Annotated in this window: 13 protein-coding genes; 3 read left to right on the forward strand and 10 right to left on the reverse strand. The window is 69.7% G+C overall.

Annotated elements, in window-relative coordinates; genetic code table 11:
- Positions 1–3 precede the first annotated feature (3 nt).
- Both HS104_32610 and HS104_32615 read left to right on the forward strand, forming a co-directional pair.
- On the forward strand, positions 4–2,502 hold the full coding sequence (locus tag HS104_32610) for an SCP2 sterol-binding domain-containing protein (GenBank protein MBE7484696.1): 2,499 nt from the start codon (positions 4–6) through the stop codon (positions 2,500–2,502).
- 13 nt (positions 2,503–2,515) lie between these two features.
- Complete coding sequence (locus HS104_32615; GenBank protein ID MBE7484697.1) at positions 2,516–3,169, forward strand: hypothetical protein; 654 nt, start codon at positions 2,516–2,518, stop codon at positions 3,167–3,169.
- Positions 3,170–3,173: 4 nt separating this feature from the next.
- Here the strand turns inward: HS104_32615 and HS104_32620 are convergent, their stop codons facing one another.
- From HS104_32620 to HS104_32645, 6 genes are all read right to left on the reverse strand, one after another.
- The gene (locus HS104_32620; protein MBE7484698.1) at positions 3,174–3,551 is read right to left on the reverse strand and encodes a hypothetical protein; all 378 of its coding nucleotides are present in this window, start codon (positions 3,549–3,551) and stop codon (positions 3,174–3,176) included.
- A 7-nt stretch (positions 3,552–3,558) separates the two neighbouring features.
- Complete coding sequence (locus HS104_32625) at positions 3,559–4,044, reverse strand: DNA starvation/stationary phase protection protein (protein ID MBE7484699.1); 486 nt, start codon at positions 4,042–4,044, stop codon at positions 3,559–3,561.
- Between the two features lie 393 nt (positions 4,045–4,437).
- Positions 4,438–5,781, reverse strand: a complete 1,344-nt coding sequence (locus HS104_32630; GenBank protein MBE7484700.1) for a serine/threonine protein kinase — start codon at positions 5,779–5,781, stop codon at positions 4,438–4,440.
- 43 nt (positions 5,782–5,824) lie between these two features.
- Positions 5,825–6,745, reverse strand: coding sequence for a hypothetical protein (locus HS104_32635; protein MBE7484701.1), 921 nt, complete (start codon positions 6,743–6,745; stop codon positions 5,825–5,827).
- A 1-nt stretch (position 6,746) separates the two neighbouring features.
- Positions 6,747–7,763 (reverse strand): FkbM family methyltransferase, encoded by a 1,017-nt coding sequence (locus HS104_32640; GenBank protein MBE7484702.1) that lies wholly within the window; start codon positions 7,761–7,763, stop codon positions 6,747–6,749.
- The gene (locus HS104_32645) at positions 7,760–10,972 is read right to left on the reverse strand and encodes a hypothetical protein (GenBank protein ID MBE7484703.1); all 3,213 of its coding nucleotides are present in this window, start codon (positions 10,970–10,972) and stop codon (positions 7,760–7,762) included. Before HS104_32645 ends, HS104_32640 begins: the two co-directional genes overlap by 4 nt.
- Positions 10,973–11,063: 91 nt before the next feature.
- Between HS104_32645 and HS104_32650 the strand changes: the two genes are divergently transcribed.
- Positions 11,064–11,603, forward strand: coding sequence for a hypothetical protein (locus HS104_32650; GenBank protein ID MBE7484704.1), 540 nt, complete (start codon positions 11,064–11,066; stop codon positions 11,601–11,603).
- A gap of 1 nt (position 11,604) precedes the next feature.
- On the opposite strand, the gene HS104_32655 is transcribed toward HS104_32650, so the two are convergent.
- The 4 genes from HS104_32655 to HS104_32670 all read right to left on the reverse strand — a co-directional run bounded on the left by HS104_32655 (position 11,605) and on the right by HS104_32670 (position 17,965).
- A complete protein-coding gene (locus tag HS104_32655; protein MBE7484705.1) occupies positions 11,605–13,287 on the reverse strand; it encodes a serine/threonine protein kinase in 1,683 nt (560 codons plus the stop codon).
- Between the two features lie 253 nt (positions 13,288–13,540).
- On the reverse strand, positions 13,541–14,161 hold the full coding sequence (locus HS104_32660) for a hypothetical protein (protein MBE7484706.1): 621 nt from the start codon (positions 14,159–14,161) through the stop codon (positions 13,541–13,543).
- Positions 14,162–14,397: 236 nt separating this feature from the next.
- Positions 14,398–15,549, reverse strand: a complete 1,152-nt coding sequence (locus HS104_32665; protein ID MBE7484707.1) for an HNH endonuclease — start codon at positions 15,547–15,549, stop codon at positions 14,398–14,400.
- Positions 15,550–16,288: 739 nt separating this feature from the next.
- Complete coding sequence (locus HS104_32670) at positions 16,289–17,965, reverse strand: hypothetical protein (protein MBE7484708.1); 1,677 nt, start codon at positions 17,963–17,965, stop codon at positions 16,289–16,291.
- Positions 17,966–18,028: the final 63 nt, after the last annotated feature.

Consider the following 18,028-nt stretch of genomic DNA (forward strand, 5'->3'; position numbering starts at 1 on the left):
GCCATGGGCACGTACAAGGACCGCGCCGAGCTGGAGCGCGTGATGGGCCGACTGTTCGAGCGCTTGATGGCGACGCCGGCGGTGGCCGGGCCGCTGACCAGCACCGAGCTGGTGGTGCGCTTTCGTTACCCCGACCTGGGCTCGGTGCTCACGTTCGACCTGAAGCACCGGCCCGCGGCCTTCTCGACTGGTGACGGCGGCGCCGCCGACGTGGAGATGGTGCAGTCGTCGGACACCGCCCACGAGTTCTGGCTGGGCAAGCTGAACCCCGTGCGCGCCATCGCCACGGGGCGCGTGCGCGCGCGCGGCGACGTCGCCGGGGCGTTGAAGCTCTTGCCGGCGATCCGCCCTGCGTTCCAGATCTACCCCGACGTGCTCCAGGAGCTGGGCCTGGCCGGAAAGCTGGAGCGGGCGCCGAGCACGCCCAGGCGTCGCCTCGACTGGCGGCGCTGGCTCCGGCGCCGCGAGTCCCTCGACTCGAGCCGCCTGGCCCGCGACACCTTCCCGCCCACGGGCAAGGAGCCCTGCGTGCCCGCTACCGAGCGCGTGGCGCTGCCCGCGGAGGAGAGGCTCCTGCAACGGGAGATGCTCCAGCGCATGTGTCTGATCCGCGAGCTCGAAGAGCGGCTCGCGGCGGAGTGGAAGGACGGCGCGCTGCCCACCGCGGCCATCCACCTGAGCACGGGGCAGGAGGCCGTCGCCGTCGGCGTCTGCTTCGCCCTCGCACCCGACGACGTGATCGCCACGACCCACCGCGGTCACGGCCACATGCTGGCCAAGGGTGCGCCGGCCGATCGGATGATGGCCGAGATCTTCGGCAAGGAGTCCGGCCTGTGCGCCGGCAAGGGCGGCAGCATGCACGTCACGGACGCCAGCGTCGGAGCCATCGGCGCCAACGGCATCGTAGGCGCTTCCCCGCTCCTGGCGCTCGGGGCGGCGCTGTCGTTCCAGTACCAGAAGCGTGACGCCGTGGCGGTGGCCTTCTTGGGCGACGGCGCCACGAACCAGGGCATGTTCCACGAGGCGCTGAACCTCTCCTCGGTGTGGAAGCTGCCCGTGGTGTTCGTGATCGAGAACAACGGCTACGGCGAGTTCACGCCGCAGTCCGGCTCGACCAACGTCGCCGAGCTCGCGAATCGCGCCGCAGCCTACGGCATGCCCGGCGCGCGCGTGGACGGCAACGACGTGAACGCGGTGTTTCGCGCCGCCAAAGAAATGGTCGAGCGCGCGCGTACGGGTGCCGGCCCCGCGTTGCTCGAGTGCCTGACCTATCGCTGGCGCGGCCACATGGAGGGTGACGGGCAGAGCTACCGCAGCGCCGCCGAGCTCGAGGAGTGGAAGCAGAAGGACCCCTGCGTACGCCAGCGAGAGCTGCTCGGCAGCGAGGCCGACGGGCTCGCCGAGAAGGCTCGGTCCGAGATCGACGCCGCCCTCGACTTCGCGCGGCGCGCGCCGGAGCCGGGCCCCACGGCGCTCGTGACTCACGTCTTCTCCCCGGAGCCGAGGCGCTTCCAGAGCGAGTCGCCCGGCGAGAGCGTGATGATGACGGCGTCTGCCGCCATCAACCGCGCGCTCCGCGAGGAGATGGAGCGCGACCCGAACGTGCTGCTCCTGGGCGAGGACATCACTCTTGGCGGCTACCTCGCCGTGACGCAGGGCCTCGTGGACGTATTCGGCAAGCAGCGCGTGCGCGACACGCCGATCAGCGAGAACGCCATCCTCGGCGGGGCGGTCGGCGCGGCCATGAACGGACTGCGTCCCGTGGCGGAGATCCTGTTCTCGGACTTCCTGACCGTGTGCGCGGATCCTCTGGTGAACCAGGCGGCGAAGCTGCGCTACATGTCCGGCGGGCAGTATTCGGTGCCGATGGTGGTGCGCACGCCGGGCGGCGCGGGCCTCGGCATGGCGGCTCAACACTCGCAGTCGCTGGAGACCCTGTTCATGAACATCCCGGGGCTGATCATCGCGGCACCGGGCACGCCGCGGGACTGTCGTGCGCTGCTGAAGGCCGCCATCCGCTCGGACAACCCGGTGCTCTTCTTCGAGCACAAGCTGCTCTACCTGACCGAGGGCGCCGTGCCGCTCGCGGACGACGTGGCCCCGCTCGGGGTCGCGCGGGTGGTGCGCCCGGGCAAGGACGTCACCGTCGTCGCGCTCTCGTACATGGTGCAGGTCGCGCTCGAGGCTGCTGCTGAGCTCGAGAAGCAGGGCATCGACGTCGAGGTCATCGATCCGCGCACGGTCGCCCCCCTCGACGGCGAGACCATCCTGCGCTCGGTCGAGAAGACCCGGCGCTTGGTCACGGTCGAGGAGAGCCCGGTGCGCGGAGGCTTCGGCGCCGAGGTGGTGGCGCGGGTCGCCGCGGCGGCCCACGGCCTGCTTTCGGCTCCTCCGCTGCGGGTCGGTGCCGGCGACCACCCGATCGCGTACAACAAGGCGCTCGAATGCCTCAGCGTCCCCGACGTGGCTCGTGTCGTCTCTGCGGTGAAGAGCTGCCTCTGAGCGGAGGCGGTGCATGACCGAAGCCTCGGTCCGCGCGCTGGAGTCGCTGCGCGATTTGCGCATGCTCCAGTGGTACGTGGTCCCGCTGCTCGCGATCGTGTTCTACGCGTACACGTCCGAGATCGCCAAGGCCAGGACCACCGGCAACTGGAACGCCATCTTCGCGGGACTGACCGTGTTCGGCATGGACTGCGTGAACGAGACCGTGAACGGCTGGATCCTGGTGCTCAGCGGTCGTTCGGCGCTCTGGACGGCCCCGGGCCCCACGGCGCTGCGCACGATGGTCGGCTGGAACATCGAGATCATGTTCATGTTCGCGCTGTCCGGCCTGATCTACTTCAACACGCTGTCCGGAGATCCCGCGAAGAAGGTCCTCGGCGTGCCGGAGCGCTGGTTCTGGGCCGCGGGCTACTCGGCGTTCTGCGTGTTCGTCGAGGTGCTCTTGAACCTGGGCGGGCACCTGGTCTGGGAGTACCCCTTCTGGAATCGCTCCTTCGCCGGGGTCTGGCTCATCTTCCTGTTCGGCTACTTCCACTTCTACGCGGCGGCGGCGCTGGTGATAGCCGCCAAGAAGCTGCGTACGAAGCTCGTAGCGGTGGGCTCCATGTACGGGCTCGCTGTCGTGTTGAACGTGGTGGGCCTCGGGATCCTGGGCTGGAAGTACTAGGGCATCAGGCCGTCTTGCAGCGCGCGATCATCTGCCGGACGCAGCGCTCGGTCTCGGCCCCGAGCCAGCCCATCACGTGCGCGTCGCCGCACACGAACAGAGGGACGCCGGGATCGCGGATATTCAGCCGTTTCACCTCCTTGGCGAAGCGGCGCCGCCCCTCCGCGTCCTTCTTCACCTCCCAGGACTCGAAGCGCACGCCCCTGTGTTGTTTCTCCAGCTTGGCGACGAAGGGCTTCGCCTTCTTGCAGTGCGGGCAGTCGAAGGCGTGGAAGAACTGGAACAGCGGCCGATCGTCGGCCCGTGTCGGGCTCGGAAGACCCGCCACGACGGCGCCGGCGAGTAGGCCGAGGAGCTGCCGTCGCGACGGACCTTTCGCCATCGAGCCCTCACTCTTCCAGCAGACTGCGCAGCATCCAGGCGGTCTTCTCGTGGAGCTGCAGGCGCTGGGTCGCGACGTCCGCGGTGGACTGGTCGTGTGCCTCTTCCGCGACACCGAGCACCTTGCGCGCGGTGCGCACCACCGTCTCGTGCCCCTCGACCAGCTGAGCGATCATCTCCTTGGCCTTGGGGACCGACTCCGAGTCCTTGATGTTCGACAGCTTGGCGAAGGCGGCATAGCTGCCCGGCGCCGTGTGCCCGAGGGAGCGGATGCGCTCCGCGATGGTGTCCACCGCCAGCGCCAGCTCGTTGTAGTGCTGCTCGAACATCAGGTGCAGCGTCTGGAACATCGGGCCGGTAACGTTCCAGTGGAAGTAGTGGGTCTTCAGGTAGAGCGTGTAGCTGTCCGCCAGGAGCACCGACAGCTCCTGCGCGAGGCGCGCACGGTCCTGATCCTTGATCCCGATGTCGATCTTGACGGCCTTCATGGACAATCCTCCGGCCGGGGGCGTGCATCGTACGTGCCAGCGAATCACCGCGAGCCGAGGCTACCGGCGTCGGCACTCGCTGCGCCGGCCCTCTCGCGGCCCGCAAGCGATGCGCGTCAGCGCTGCTTCGGCGGAGCGGGGAGATCTCGAGGCAAGGCTGCGGGGCGGCGCTCGCGTCCGCGCCCGCGTCTGGTCGCGAGGCCCAGGCGGCGTCGGCGGGTATCGGCGGCGGGCTGAGGCATGGCATGGGCGCGCCGCCGTCGCGCACCACCTCCACGCTCAAGCACGGTTGGGCCGACTTCTCGCAGCCGGACTGCGCCACGGCGATGCCGGCCAGCGCCGACACCATCAAGCGCCGGCGTCGCGCCAGGATCACGTCCTTGTCGTGCTTTTCGTCGCTCACAGCGCCGCCGCCACCAGCCGATAGCCGCCGTACACCAGGCCCAGCACGAGGGACAGGCACGTGCCGTAGAACGCGATCAGGTAGACCACTGGGTGGCGGTCCACCCAGTGCAGCGCCTCGTGCACGACCCGCTTGGTCAAGGTCAGGTGGCACTGGATGGGGATCTTGCCGTCGAGCACTCCCCGCACGGCCTTCTCCAGCTCGGCCACGGATTGGAAGCGCTTGTCGCGGTCCTTCTCCAGGCCGCGCACGATCACCTGGACCCACTCGCCGCCGACCCCCGCGAACACGGCGCGCTCGCCCACTTTGTCGAGATCCAGCCCCGAGATGATCGCGGCGAGCACCTCGGGGACGGTCTGCACGTTCTCCAGCGGGTGTTGCAGCGTGAGCCATTCGTAGAACAGCACGCACAGCGAGTAGACGTCGCTGCGCTCGTCGAGCTCGGAGTTACGCCCGGCGGCCTGCTCCGGCGACATGTAGAGCGGCGTCCCCGCCAGCGAGCCGAATTGAGTCTCCTGCAAGCGCGTGTCTTGGGTGTCGATGGCCGTGCGATCGAGCGCCTGCACGTCCGCCGATTCTTCCTTGGACTTGATCGGCTTGGCGATGCCCCAGTCCAGCACCGTCACCTCGCCGTAGGGGCCGATCATCACGTTTGCGGGCTTCATATCGCGATGGATGACGCCCCGGGCGTGGGCGAAGCGCAGCGCGTCCAGCACGTTCATGAACAGGTGGACTCGGAACTCCAGCGAGTACTTTTCGGTGTAGCTCGGGTCCTTGGCGCGGAGCTTCTCGATGATCTGCTCCATGGTCTCGCCGTTCAGGTGCTTCATCACCAGGTACACCTGGCCCGTCTCGTCTCGCCCCACGTCGTACACCGGGACGATGGCGGGGTGCTCGAGCTGCCCGACGATGCGGACCTCGTCGGCGAAGCGCAGGAGCGCGGCCTCGGACTGCGCGTCGGCGTGCAGGCGCTTCACCGCGACGGTGCGGCGGATGTCGTTGTCACGGACCAGCTCGACCTGCCCCATGCCGCCTTCGCCCAGCAGGCGCACGCGGTCGAAGCGCGGCCGCTGCTCCACGGGCGCCACGGCGGCGGCCTTGCGGCGCGGCAAGACGGTCGAGCGCCCCGCCGCGCTCACCAGCGGCGACGCGGAGGCCACCGGGTTCGAGCCGAGCGCGGAGGCGTCGATGGTCTCGTCGAGATCCACGGGCATCGGCGCCGACGGCGCCAACCCCGCGAGAGTGCTCGCGGCCGAGGTCAGCCCACCGGCGGCGTCACCCGCGTCGAATGCCCCGTAACGTAACGTCGCTTTCAGCGAAGGACTCGAGGTTTCCCCCATGACGCCCGAGAATACACCCCGCCCAACCTCGAGTCATCGACCGTTACCGCCCGAGCGCGCGCCGCACCAAGAGCGCCGGAGCGCCGAGCCAGAGCGCGCGCGGGCCGCCGACCAGGGGGCGCCCACGGGCTTCGGGTCCGGGATTGTCCCGAGGCGCCAGCGCCAGGAGCTTCTCGGTCAGCTCGGTGCGCCGGCGGAGCGCGTCCTTGCGCCGCCAGAGCGCGCCGCGGCGGGCCTCGCTGGGGCAGTCGAGCACGGGGCCGAGGTCGTGGACGAGCGGGCGTCCGGCGCCGCAGAAGGAGAGAACGATGTCGTCGTCCAGGCGGCGCAGCTCGGCTTCACTCGAGACGCCGAGCTCGCCGAGCAGCTCGAAGTAGCGGTCGCGGTGCGCGGCGCTGAAGGCGTAGGCGCGGTTCAACAGATCGACCTCGCCTTCCGCGCGCGTGACGTTGTCGGTGAAGCTGCCCGCGCGGTAGAGCTGCCCGTGCAGCCCGTGAGGCACCTCGGGGCGCCGAACGAGCTCGCGCGAAAGCCGCTCGAGCTGGAGCGGCGACAGGAACAGGTCGTCGTCGAGAGCCAAGAACCAAGGCCCCGGCTCGTCCCTGAGCACCTGGTAGCGCGTGATCGGACCCGACTCGCGGGGTTGCACCACCAGTCGGAGCCGCGGGTCTTCGGGGAGCCGCGGCGCTGGCCGAGTCGGGTCGTTGTGCGAGACGATCACGCGCTCGACACCGGGAGTGGACAAGCACAAGTGAGCCTGAAGCGCCGTGTTCCAGCCGCGCCGGTAGCTCAGCAGCACCACGGTGATGCGCCCCGGCCCCGGCGCTGCGATCGCGTCGCGAGCCGCCGCCCTGAGCACGGCGCGGGCTGCCTGGGCGTTCTCCTCGAACGTGCTCGACCAGGCGCGATAGCCGTAGAGGCGCGCCGCGCGCCAGAGCAGCCGGAGTCGTTCGCGCGGGACCATCTCAGAAGAAATCCGGATCGTGCCAGTCGTCGGCGGGTGCTTCGCGCAGCGCGACCGCGAGCGCGCGTACGGTCAGGTGATGGGGCAGGTGAAGCAGCGATCGCCGGACGCTCCGCCAGAGCGGGCGGATCTCCGGCACCAAACGGAGTCGGAGCGCTTTGCGCTGGCTCGAGGTCAGCTCCGCCGCGCGGGGGTGCTCGGCCAGGAGGTACTCGATGAAGTCGTGCTGCCGATAGGCGGAGAGTCCGAGCAGGAAGCGCACCAGCTCCGCCGAAGAAGGCAGCGCGTCGAGGCGAGCGCGGTTCAGGTACAGCGCGTCGGCGTGGATGAGCTGCCCTCCGGCCACGCTGTCGCTCGTGCCGCGAGGGGATCGCCTGCGCCAGGAGCTGCGCCGCAGGCCGAGCAGCTCGTAGCCGCGCTGGCGCATGAAGGGGTCGACGTCGCTGAACAGAGGCTGGCCGACGTATTGGGGCGCGAGCTCGACCTCGAGCTCCACCAGCGCGAGGCGCCCGAGCAGCTCGCCGGCTCCGCGCAGGACCGACAGCTCCGCGCCTTGCACGTCCACGGCGAGCACGTCCGGCTCGAGCGACTCCTGTGCGACGAGCTCGTCGAGCGGCGCCGTCTCGACCTCGGTGCTGCCGACCACCTCGAACATGCGGGCGATGTCGGGCGGAAACTGCGAGAGGAGCGCACGGTTCGGTTCGTAGAAGCTGGAGCAGCCCGCCTGGCGCGTCAGGTTCAGGCGCGCGCGCCCGCGCTCCGAGCCGGCTGCGACGCACAAGTAGCGCTCGCCGGCGCGGGCCTCGCGCTCGAGTCGCGCGTGCTCGGCCGGATCGGGCTCGAGGCCGATCAGCGCGACGTCGCGCCCGTATTCGGTCCAGCGCGACGCCGGGCCGCCGCGAGCACCCACGAAGAGCACCGTGAGCGGTCGTCCCCCCATCAGCGGAACCAGCGACGGTCCGCGGGGTGGCGCGAAGATGCGCTTCCCACGCTCGAGCCAGGCTGCGAGCCCGCTCACTGCACGCTGCCGCAGGTGACCTTCTGAGTCGCCGCGCCGGTGTTGTTGCCGTCGTTGCACTCGGCGATGGCGTTGTCCGGATCCACGACGGCGTAGATCAATACGCTCAGCCCCTGAGGGAAGCTGGTCATGGTCGGGCTCACGTTCACGCTGCTGCCGGCCGGGATAGGCCCCGGCACGGTCTCGTCGTGGATGGCCTTGGCGCCAGCCTGCGGATCGCCGGCGAAGTAGCGCACCAGCACGTTGCTCGCCGGCGCCGAGCCGTCGTTCCACACCGTGGTCGGGACCTTGGGCTTCGGCCCCGGTGGGCAGCCGGTGGGCGCGCCGAGCGTCACCCGCAGATCCGGCGCTTGCGCTCCGGCCACCACGTCCTTGTCCAGGGAGTTGTTGTTCTCCTTGCACTCCCGTGCCACGTCGCCGTCGTCCACGGTCACCGTGATCTTGCCGGGCAGCACGCCAGGAGAATTGTTGGCGGCGTCGTAGCTGGCCGTGAGCCAGATCACGTCGCCGGGCTCCAGGTTCTGCGTGATGGTCACGGTGAGCGGCAGGTTGCCCGGGATCTTCAGCGCCTCGCTCAGCGCCGGCGAGGTCCAGGTGCCGCTGAAGCTGACGACCACGCCGGGGCCCACGCGCAGATCGCCGATGTTGGCGATCTGCACGGTGATGTCGAGCTTCTTCGAGAGTTGACCGCAGGTCGCGTCCGGGCTCGACACCTGGATGGCCTGCACGGTCAGATCGGGCGCGACGCCTGCCGAGCGCGGGTTCGAGCGGTAGGTGTTGTAGAGACGCCCGTTGAACTTGCGCCAGCTCTCCGGCTCGAACACCGGGACCATGCCGTTCTCGGTGACGTTCGTGACGTGGTAGGCGTGCTGGTTCCAGATTCGCCGCGCGCTGACCCAGGTGTCCTTCGAGTCGCCCCAGACCTCGATGCCGGCGTTGTACTGGTTGTCTTTGTTCTCCGAACAGAAGCCGCTCTCGGTGCTGGTCGAGAACACGATCTCCGCGTTGCCGTCGTTGTCCACGTCGGCCACGATCGGGTACTCGATGCGGGTGCGGCTCTCGCTCGGCTGTTTGAACAGCTCGCCGCCGTTCAGCCCGTCGTAGATGCGGAAGTTGCACTCGTCGTTGTAGATGACCTCCGCGGCTCCGTCGCCGTTGAAGTCGAACACGCTGGAGCCCGTCACCCGGCTCGAGTCGTCCTCCGTGGTGCGCCGCCAGCCGTTGTGCAGGCACACGCACTGGCTCGTGGACTCGTTGCAGGAGAACTTGGCCGTGTCGCCGCAGTCCGAGTCCTTCGTGCAGGTGAGCGTCGGCGGAGTGCGCGGCTTGTTCGTGTTCGAGTCGCCGACCGCGGTCCAGGCCGGGCACTCGGTGGCGGTGGCTTGCAGATCGAAGACCACGTAGGCGGCGCCGAAGGCGGTGCCAACCTCCGGGAAGCCGTCGCCGTCGAAATCGTCCACGTTGGGCGGGCCGCCGTTGTTGCCTGCGGCGGCGTCGAGGTTCAGCGCCAGCTTGCCGGTCTGCCCGTTCAAGACCAGGAGGCGGCCGTTCGACACCACGATCACCTCCGCCACGCCGTCGAGGGCGTTCTGCGGTCCCGGCGCCTTGGTCTGATCGGCGCCGAGCACATCGGCGATGGCGCAGAAGCCCTCGCGGTTGCCGCTGGGCAGCGCCGTCGTCCCGTTGACCGCCTGTCCGTCCCACACCACCACGAGCTGGCCGTCGCACCAGGTCTTCGCCTCGCCGGTCTCGCTGCCGGTGCAGTCCGCGCGCTTCTTGGCGCCCGCCGGCGGCGTCGCCATGCGGTACACGGTGGTGCCGGCGACGATCTCTTGCTTCGGGTCCCCGACCAGGTTGGCCACGCACGAGATCGGCCCCTGACCGTTGATGCCGTGCATCAGCGCGCCCTCGAAGCGATCCAGGATCTTCAGCTTGCCGTTCGAGTCTTTCTCCAGAGAAAACACGCTGCGGCCGATGACGATCTCGGCGAAGCCGGCGTTGTCCACGTTGACCAGCGACGGCGTCGGATCGGCGCCGCCGAAGCTGTAGTTGGCGCTCTTGGACTGCACCTCGCCCAGGTTGTCGTAGATGATCACGGCGTCGGTCTCGCTGATGCCGACGATCTCCGGCTTGCCGTCGCCGTCCAGATCCCCGGCGGCGAGCACCGCCGTCGAGTCGAGCTCGGCGTTTGCGCACGGACACGACAGCGTCAGCGGGTCTCCCTCCTTCCACAGCGTACCGCCGCAGTTGGCGAAGAAGTCCTTGCCCTTGTTCTTGCCGCCGCCGTGGATGGCGCGCAGCACGCCGTTCGACGTGAACTCCGAGTTGCAGAAGGAGCTGAAGACGATCTCGGGGAAGTCTCGCTCGTCGATCACGCCATCGCCGGTGTCGTCGTCCAGGTTCACGACCAGCGGGGTCATCACCACCTGGGTCGAGGCGGGGAACGGGCTGCCGACGGCCTGGGGATTGGCGAAGGTCCCGCCCCAGGTGATCTCGTTCGACGGCAAGACGTTCTTGAACGGCTCCGGTGGCAGCGAGCAGGTCGGCGCGACGCCGGTGCCCTCGCAGCTGGCCACGTTGCACTCGGTGAACGCCGGGCAGTCCCAGTCGTCCTCGCAGGGGCAGTCGGCGCTGCCGCTCCCGCTCTGGGTGCAGGTGCTCAGGTAGTAGGGCGAGCCGCTGCCGCAGGTCAGCTTCTTCTCGGTGCCGCTGCCGTTCGGCTTGCACACGTAGAGGTCCTGCAACGTGCAGCTCTCGCTGCCCGGCGCGCATTTGTCATCCACGCAGGTGGTGCCGTTGCAGTACTTGGTATCGGGGCAGTCCACGTCGCTGGTGCAGGAGTTGTCGTCGCAATAAGCGCCGGCGTCGGTGGTGACGCAGAGCTCCGTCGCCTTGCAGCCGAGCGACGCGCAGGTGTTGGGCACGCAGGCTCCGCTCTGCGGATCGCAGTGCTGCTCCTTGGTGCAGGTCGTCGTGCCGCAAGGACTGCCGTCGGTCACCGACGAGTCGCCGCCGGCGCCGCCGCTGTCGAGGATGATGCCGCCGGTGGCCGCGGTCCCGCCGCCCGAGCCGGCCATTCCCGCGGCGCCGCCGCCCGCGCTGCCGCCGGTGCCGGGGCTCGACGTGAACTCGGGGTTGTCGCCGCAAGCGGCGAGGCCGACGAAGGCGATGAGGAAGGACGACCCGAGGAGGGCGAGAGTGCGACGCATCGCCCGATGTTAGGCCGATTTGCCCGCGGCGGCGACTGGCGCTGACGCCTCGGAGGGGGCCGATATAGCCTGAGCGTCGGAGGGAGGACGCATGGCCGAAATCAGCATCACTGGCAAGGACCTGGTCATCGACATCAAGGGGCTCGATCAGCTCCTGGCGCTCCGGAGCTCGCTCACGATCCCGCTCACCAACGTGAAGGCCGTCGCGGTGAGGCCGCCGGACGCGAAGGGCCAAGGCAACATCAAGGCGTACCGGGTGGCTGGCGCTTACGTCGGCAACATCATGGCCGGATACTTCTGGGCGAGCGAGGGGCTGGGCGCCAGCCCGGGACCGGTGTTGCAGAAGCTCGAGCAAGCGCGGGAGGCCGTCGAGGCCTGGCCCGACGAAGCACGTTCGCGAGCCGCCGAGCACGTCCGCGAGGCGGAGAAGATCGTCCGAGAAGCGGCCGATCGCGCAGGTTACGCCTCGACCGACCAGGGGCGGGGCTGGGCGTTCTTCATGGTGGGCGATTCGGAGCGCGCCATCGGCATCGACGTGGAGCACGGCAAGATCCGTCGCGTCGTCGTCGAGGTGGACGGCGAGACTCCGGAGAGCGCCGCAGCGCGGATCCGCGCTGCCATCGGTCAGTGAGTCACGCGCGAGCTCGGACCTCGGAGCCCCAGGGCTCGGTGGCGAGCAGCTCGCGTGCGGCGTCCCGGAGCCGCGGCTCGAGCTCGCCGCGGACGGCCGCCGCCAGGGCGTGGGAGAACTCCGCCACCGTCTGGAATCGGCGCGCGCGGTCCTTGGCGAGCACCAGCGCCAGCGCCAGCTCGACGTCGCCGTGCTCGGTCATGAAGTCATCCGGGTTTGCCGGCTGCACGTGCATGATCTGGTACATGGTCGCCATGCTGTCGTGGCCCGCGAAGGGCGGCCGGCCCGTCAGCACGCGATAGGTCACGACGCCGAGCGAGAAGACGTCCGAGCGCCGGTCCACGGCGTGCCCGCGCGCCTGCTCGGGAGACATGTAGCGGGGGGTGCCCACGACCGCGCCGCCGTGCGTGAGCGTTCCGCCGGCCTCGGCGATCTTCGAGATGCCGAAGTCGAGGACGCGCCAGAGCGCCGGCCCGTTCGCCGCGTCCTCGGCCAGGAACAGGTTCTGCGGTTTGAGGTCGCGATGGACGATGCCCGCCTCGTGAGCCGTGGTCAGGGCGTGGCTCGCGTGGCTCACCAGCTCGAGCACTTCGCTCGAGCTCATGCGCGAGCGCTCGCGCAAGAGGCGCGAGAGGTCCGCGCCCTGCAAGAGCTCCATGGCCAGGTAGGGCGTTCCGTCCGCCGCATAGCCGCTGTCGAGCACCTTCACGACGTGCGGTGACGAGAGCCCGCTCGAGACCCGCGCCTCGCGAAAGAAGCGCTCGACGTGGGTCGGCTCGCCGAGAACGGAGGAGTGCAGGACCTTCATCGCAGCGGCCTCGCCGGAGCTCGCGTGTACCGCCCGGTAGATTTCGCTCATTCCACCGCGTCCGATCACGTCGTCCACCAGCCACGCGCCCACCCGCGTCCCACTCAGGCGTCCGAAGCGTCCCGCTTCCATCGCGCGGTCGAGGTCCGCGTGCGCCTCCTCGAGCAAGGCGTCTCGCTGCTCGACGCGGAGGCGCGCCGCCTCCAGCTCCTCCATGGCGGCCAACGCAGCGCGCCGAGTTCGCCGTCCCATGAAATACGTTGCGACCAGGACGACCTCGACGAACCCCCCGAGCATCGCCAGGGCCGGCAGGTTCATCTTGGAGATGGCGAGCTCGACCAGCGAGTCGCGAAGCGGGACGAGCCCGGCGCTCGCGAGCCCGACCACGAGCGCGTAGCCGACCGCCGTGAGCGCGAACAGCCACACTGCCTTCGCGACCGAGTCTCCGAACGCGAAGTAGTAGACGATGATGGGCAGCACGCACGCGACGGCGGAGAGCGGCCCGACGTGCGCGACGGCGGCCAGGGCGGAGAGGGTGACGAGCACGCCGTTCGCCAGCGCGCTGGCCGATGGCGCCCAGCGCGCACCGCGGGCGGAGAGCCAGCTCATCCCGCTCACCGCGCACGTCACCGCGAGCATCGCCGTCAAGAGCCAGTGGGTGAGCGGCTTCGCCAGCGCGAACTGGAGCGCCAGCACGCCGATGCCGGAGAGCACAGTGGCGACTGCCAGCGCCGTGCGCCGCTGCGTTCCCCGCTCCGTCTTGAGCGCGTCGGTGGAGAGCAGGCTGGTCGAGCCCGACGGGTCGGCGCCCGACGAGAAAGCGCGCGGGCTGTCTCCGCGGGTCTTGTCGCCGTCGGCCTCCGCCTCCCCCGTCACCCGGCGATTGTCGCCGGACCGGCGCGGCGCGCCAAGCGGGACTGCGCTCAGCGCCAGTCTCGATCGGTTCTCCGCGAGTCGACCTGCGTCGCCACCACCGGCCGGGCAATGGTGACCCGAGACGGGGCGGTGGAGAGGTACTGGGCCGCACAGGAGCAAGTGCCATCGAGCCTCTACGGGGGCAGGAGCCCGAGGGCGGTGATCGACGCGGAGTCTGTCAAAGAGCAGGTCGGCGCGAAGGCCTCGGCACGGGTCACGCAGGCGCCGGCGGGAGCCGGCGGTCACTCGAGTTTCGAGGGGTCTCTGCGGTGGCCTTGACTGTGCAGAGCCAGATGTCGCGCATCAGGTCGCGCCAGGGCCGCCTACGCTGTTCGTCGCTGCGCAAAGTCACCCCGCGCCAGAGCGCGAGCAGCGTGTATGCGATGCGCCGCAGCACCATCACGACGACCGTGGCTCGCGGGTTCTGTTCGATCCACGGATGATGGTCCTCGGCGAAGGCGCCATCGAGAAGCTGATGGGCAGTCTCGACGCCCCAGTGGCGCCGTACGACGAGCAGCCACTCGGCATCGGTGAGACGAGAGCGTGGCAAGCTGGAGACGAAGTAGCGGTTGTCGTTCGCGACCCGGACGCCATTGGAGTCGAGGGTCTCGACCTCGACGCGGAGCACGGTCCTGAGATGCTCCCAACCTTCCGGCGCGGCAAGGGCTTCACCGAGGTAGATGCGCCGCACGACGGAGCGACTGTGGTCGAGATCCGTGCTGGTGGCGGCGGCCTGGTCAGGCTCCAGGCCACCCATCCAGCGCACGGCCTCGGTGTGGAGGGAGGGTTGGGTGCTCTTGACGGCAAACAGGTAGTGAAGTCCGAGGTCGCGCACCGCCCGAGCGCCAGCGACGCCCGCGTGGGTTGCGCGGGTCGCGGACCTCGTCGAGGCGCGCGTCGCCGAAGCGTTTGACGAGCATGCCGATGACTCTGCGTTGAGTGCGACCTGTTCGAGGCACAGATGAGCTCCTTTCCTTCGTCCGCATGCGTGCCCACGGCGCTGCCGCTGACAATGACCACCAAGGGCAATCCGTGCACACCCCATTCGACGTGGGGTGTGCCCGAACCGTCTCACGGTGTGAGAATGGCGAGCGTCGCGCGAAGCATCGGCTCGAGCAGCGGCTCCACCTCGCAGAGGCGCGCTTGCTCGACGGCTCGCCGCGCGTCCGCTCGCTTGAACCCCATCCGAACCAGCGCTCCGAGCACCTTTTCGGACACGCCGCCCTCGGGCGCGGGCGTCGGCGCTGGTGGCGCCGGTGGCGTGCTCTGTCTTCGCCTCGCTCGCGCCTCCGAGATCTCGTTCTGGATGTGGTCCTCACCGAAGACCTGGCGCGCTCGGTGGGCGTTGTGAGGTCTGCAAAGCAAGCAGCAGTTGTCCACCGTCGTGGGCCCGCCCTTCGCGAACGGGTCGATGTGCTCGATGGTCAAGAAGCGCGTCGCCGAACACCGCCGCCCTTCGGCGTCGGTGAAGGTGCACTGGTCGCCGTCCCGCTCCCTGACCGCTCGCTGGACTTCCACCGGAACGTGCCGCGAGCCCGGCTTCGTCTCGCGGCGCTTGCGGGGCTTGCCCGCGCCGGCGCGGCGCTTCGTCTCCCGCTCGATGAGCAGGTCCAGCGCGCGCTCGAGGATCGTCGCGAGGTCGCCGCTGGGCACCGTGTGGCTGAGCAGCGCCCGGGCCTGCTCGAGCTTGTCGCGGAACGCAGCGTGGGCGCTGAATTCCACGCGAACGCTCTCCGGCGAGAGCGGCTCGACGCGAGGGCGAGGCGCCTGGGCCGGCGGGGCCGGGGTACCTGCCCCGGACCATGTGGACAACTGCCCTTGTACCGGCTCGGGCGTGACCGGGGTGATGGTCGGCGGCACGGCCGGCCGCGGGAACCAGCGGGCGAGCAGCTCCTCGAGCTGTCGCTTGGACTTCCCTCGCGCCTCGGCGAGGAGCTGCTCGGCGTTGTCGTCCGTCAGGTGGCCGGAGAGCAGGAACAGCCCCGTCAGGTGGAGCTCGCCGCTGGCGAGGTCATCGAGCACCTGGGGGAACTGCTGGGCCAGGCGGGCCACACGCACACGCTTGGTCGCGCTGTCCTCGGAATAGCCGAGGCGCTCGGTGCAGTACGCGAAGAGCGAGGAGCAGGCGTCGAAATAGACAGTCCGGCCGAGCCGGAGGAACTCGCTTCCGGTCTGCCGCAGTCGCGGAATCGCTGTCGGTGGTGTGGCGTGGAACGGGAACAACACAGCCTGCGGCGGTCGAGCTCTGCCAGGTGGAAGATGACGTTGGCGCACGCCGACCGCTCCGAGCTCACGGCGGCCGAAAGTCGCTCGCGGAGCTCGTGGTCGGAGACCGAAGAGAGAGCGTTCATGCTTTCTGGCATATCACGCGATTTTTCGAGCTCGCTGCTGACACGCTGAGCGCGTTTCGAGCACCGTAAAGCGTCGCGCGTCGTCGCGCGCACGAACGCGCACGAGCGCGTCACCACGCGCGAGCGAGAGGCCCTCACCCGCGTGGTCGTCGAACGCGAACGCGCGTCGCTCGAGAATGCGTCAAGAGAAATCGACGTCTCGATGCTCCTTCCTTCAGGTCACCGTACGCTGAAACGCTGCTCGCACGCCCGCAAACAAACGGGCGTGCACGGGATGCCCTTGGTTGTCTTTGTCAGCGGCAGCGCCGTGGGTCCGGAAGCTGCGCGTCGAGCTCGAGTCCGATGGCGCTCCCTCCAGGCAGCTGCACGCAGTGCCGCACTCGCGGTCATCGAGCTCTGCGTCGTGCGCTCGACCACTGCGCCGACGCCGCCAGCGCTTCACCAACGCCCGGCGCCACCCGAGAGCCACGCCCCGACCTCCAGCGCCGGCCCGTCCTGACCTCGAGTGCGAATTTGCGCCTGCTCGCGCGCCGTACCCGTGACCGTCCTCAACTCTTCGAGAACGCGTCGCTTCTCAACCTCTGTCCGGCCCGAACCGAGCGGGACTGCGCTCAGCGCCAGCGCCGCCACGCGAGGACGGCGATGCCCAGCCCGAGCACGAGCCAGCGCGCGCTCCCCTCTCGGCTCGAGAGGCTGCACCCGCACCCACCGGGCTCCGCGGCGGTCTCGCTCCCACACGGTCGGGCCGTCTCCACGCAGCTGCCGGTTGCCACGTCCCAGGCCAAGCGCACGCACGCGCTCGAGGGCGCTCCACACAGCCGCGCAGCGAGCTGGGCGTCGTACAGGTTCGCCGGATCCGGCGCGCCGAGCTGCTCCAGCCACTCGCGATCCGGCGTCTGGATCGGCACGAGCTCCGGGGCGAGGTCCCCGACCACGTTCGTCTGCAGCACGGTCCAGAGCAGCGGCGCCGTCATGGGCGCGGCCAGGTTCCAGTAGGTGTTGCGGGCCCCCGCCTGGGGACCGGCGCAGGCCGAGCCTCCGCTCTGAAAGCCGAAAGCGCCGAGCTCCGTGAACAGGTTCTCGAACGGGCCGTCGCGGTGGTGGTCCAGGCTCATGGGCAGCGCGCTCTGCCCGCGCGTCACCACCGTACCGTTGGTGCGGTGGTCCACCGTGACCGAGTGCCACCACTCGCTGTCGAGCACGAAGCCGTCGATCAAGACGTCGGCGCTCTGGTTCAGATTGAAGCCGTGGTGCCCGGGGCGACCTTCGGTGCGTACCTGCACGAAGCTCACGTTTTTCACGCGCGACTCGGTGAGGAAGGCGTCGTCCGCGTTGACCACGGTCACGTCGCGGACCCAGGCGTCCACGACGCCGTCGCTGAAGAAGACGGCGTTGTAACCCGGCTCCTTCAGGTGGCCTGCGTAGGGCACGTCCGGGAACTCGACGCGCAGATGCTCCACGCCCACCTCCGAGAGCGCTGGCAGCGTCCACAGCTCCGGCTGCCACTCGGCGCGCACGTCGGTGCGGAGCGGCTGCCGCAGCGAGACCTCGCCAGCGTCCACGGCGTCCACGCGCACCGGCCAGTCGAAGCGGAGCGGCACCTGGTAGGCGCAGTCGCCGCTGTTAGCCAGCTCGGCGTGTAGGTGCCGTCCCAGACTTCCGGAGCCGTCGTCCACCTGGCGGAGCTCGATCAACTGGCCGGGTTTCAGCGCCGCCGAAGCGGAGAGCGTGCGGTCGCCCCGGGGTGCGGCCTTCGTCACCGGTGCGACGAGAGAGCCGGCCTCGGTCGAGCGGAAGTGGAGGAAGCCGCCGCTGTAGGACCACTTCACGTCGGCGCCGAGCACGTCGGAGAGGCTCGTGTCCACGACCAGCACGCTGCCGCTCGGGCCCGAGCCTTCGCCGCGCAACACCACCCCGCTCTTTTCGACGCGCAGCACCTGACTCAGGCGATAGCGGCCCTTGGGCAGGAGCACCGCCCCGGAGTCGATCGCGTCGATGGCCGCCTGGATCGCCGGGCCGTCGTCGGCCGTGCCGTCGCCCTTGGCGCCGAAGTCGAGGACGCTGACGGCCACCGGGACATCCGGCAGCGGCGCTTCACCTGCTCGGTAACCCGCGTGGGAGAAATCCGGCAGTCGGCTCTGAGGGCTCCAGAGCTCGCCGTGGGCTCCCCAGAGCGCGGAGGTCTGGGCGCTGGCGGCGCCGGCGACACACGAGACGATCGCGAAGGCCGCAGCCGTCACGGCGGCGTGTGCCAGGCGGCGATCGGCGAGATGGGGCCGCCGGCGCATCGGGTGAAGCTACCAAGGCCGCGAGGTCGGGGCAGCCCCGCCGGCGAACTCGAGCGATTTTGG

It is taken from the genome of Polyangiaceae bacterium (assembly GCA_015075635.1).
In the GTDB taxonomy this organism is placed as follows: Bacteria; Myxococcota_A; Polyangia; order Polyangiales; family Polyangiaceae; genus JADJKB01.

What these genes read in the sequence shown, in the direction of transcription:
- HS104_32610 (MBE7484696.1), top strand. Translation starts at nt 4, where the DNA reads ATGGGCACGTACAAGGACCGCGCCGAGCTGGAGCGCGTGATGGGCCGA.
- HS104_32615 (MBE7484697.1), top strand. Translation starts at nt 2,516, where the DNA reads ATGACCGAAGCCTCGGTCCGCGCGCTGGAGTCGCTGCGCGATTTGCGC.
- HS104_32620 (MBE7484698.1), bottom strand. Translation starts at nt 3,551, where the DNA reads ATGGCGAAAGGTCCGTCGCGACGGCAGCTCCTCGGCCTACTCGCCGGC.
- HS104_32630 (MBE7484700.1), bottom strand. Translation starts at nt 5,781, where the DNA reads ATGGGGGAAACCTCGAGTCCTTCGCTGAAAGCGACGTTACGTTACGGG.
- HS104_32635 (MBE7484701.1), bottom strand. Translation starts at nt 6,745, where the DNA reads ATGGTCCCGCGCGAACGACTCCGGCTGCTCTGGCGCGCGGCGCGCCTC.
- HS104_32645 (MBE7484703.1), bottom strand. Translation starts at nt 10,972, where the DNA reads ATGCGTCGCACTCTCGCCCTCCTCGGGTCGTCCTTCCTCATCGCCTTC.
- HS104_32650 (MBE7484704.1), top strand. Translation starts at nt 11,064, where the DNA reads ATGGCCGAAATCAGCATCACTGGCAAGGACCTGGTCATCGACATCAAG.
- HS104_32670 (MBE7484708.1), bottom strand. Translation starts at nt 17,965, where the DNA reads ATGCGCCGGCGGCCCCATCTCGCCGATCGCCGCCTGGCACACGCCGCC.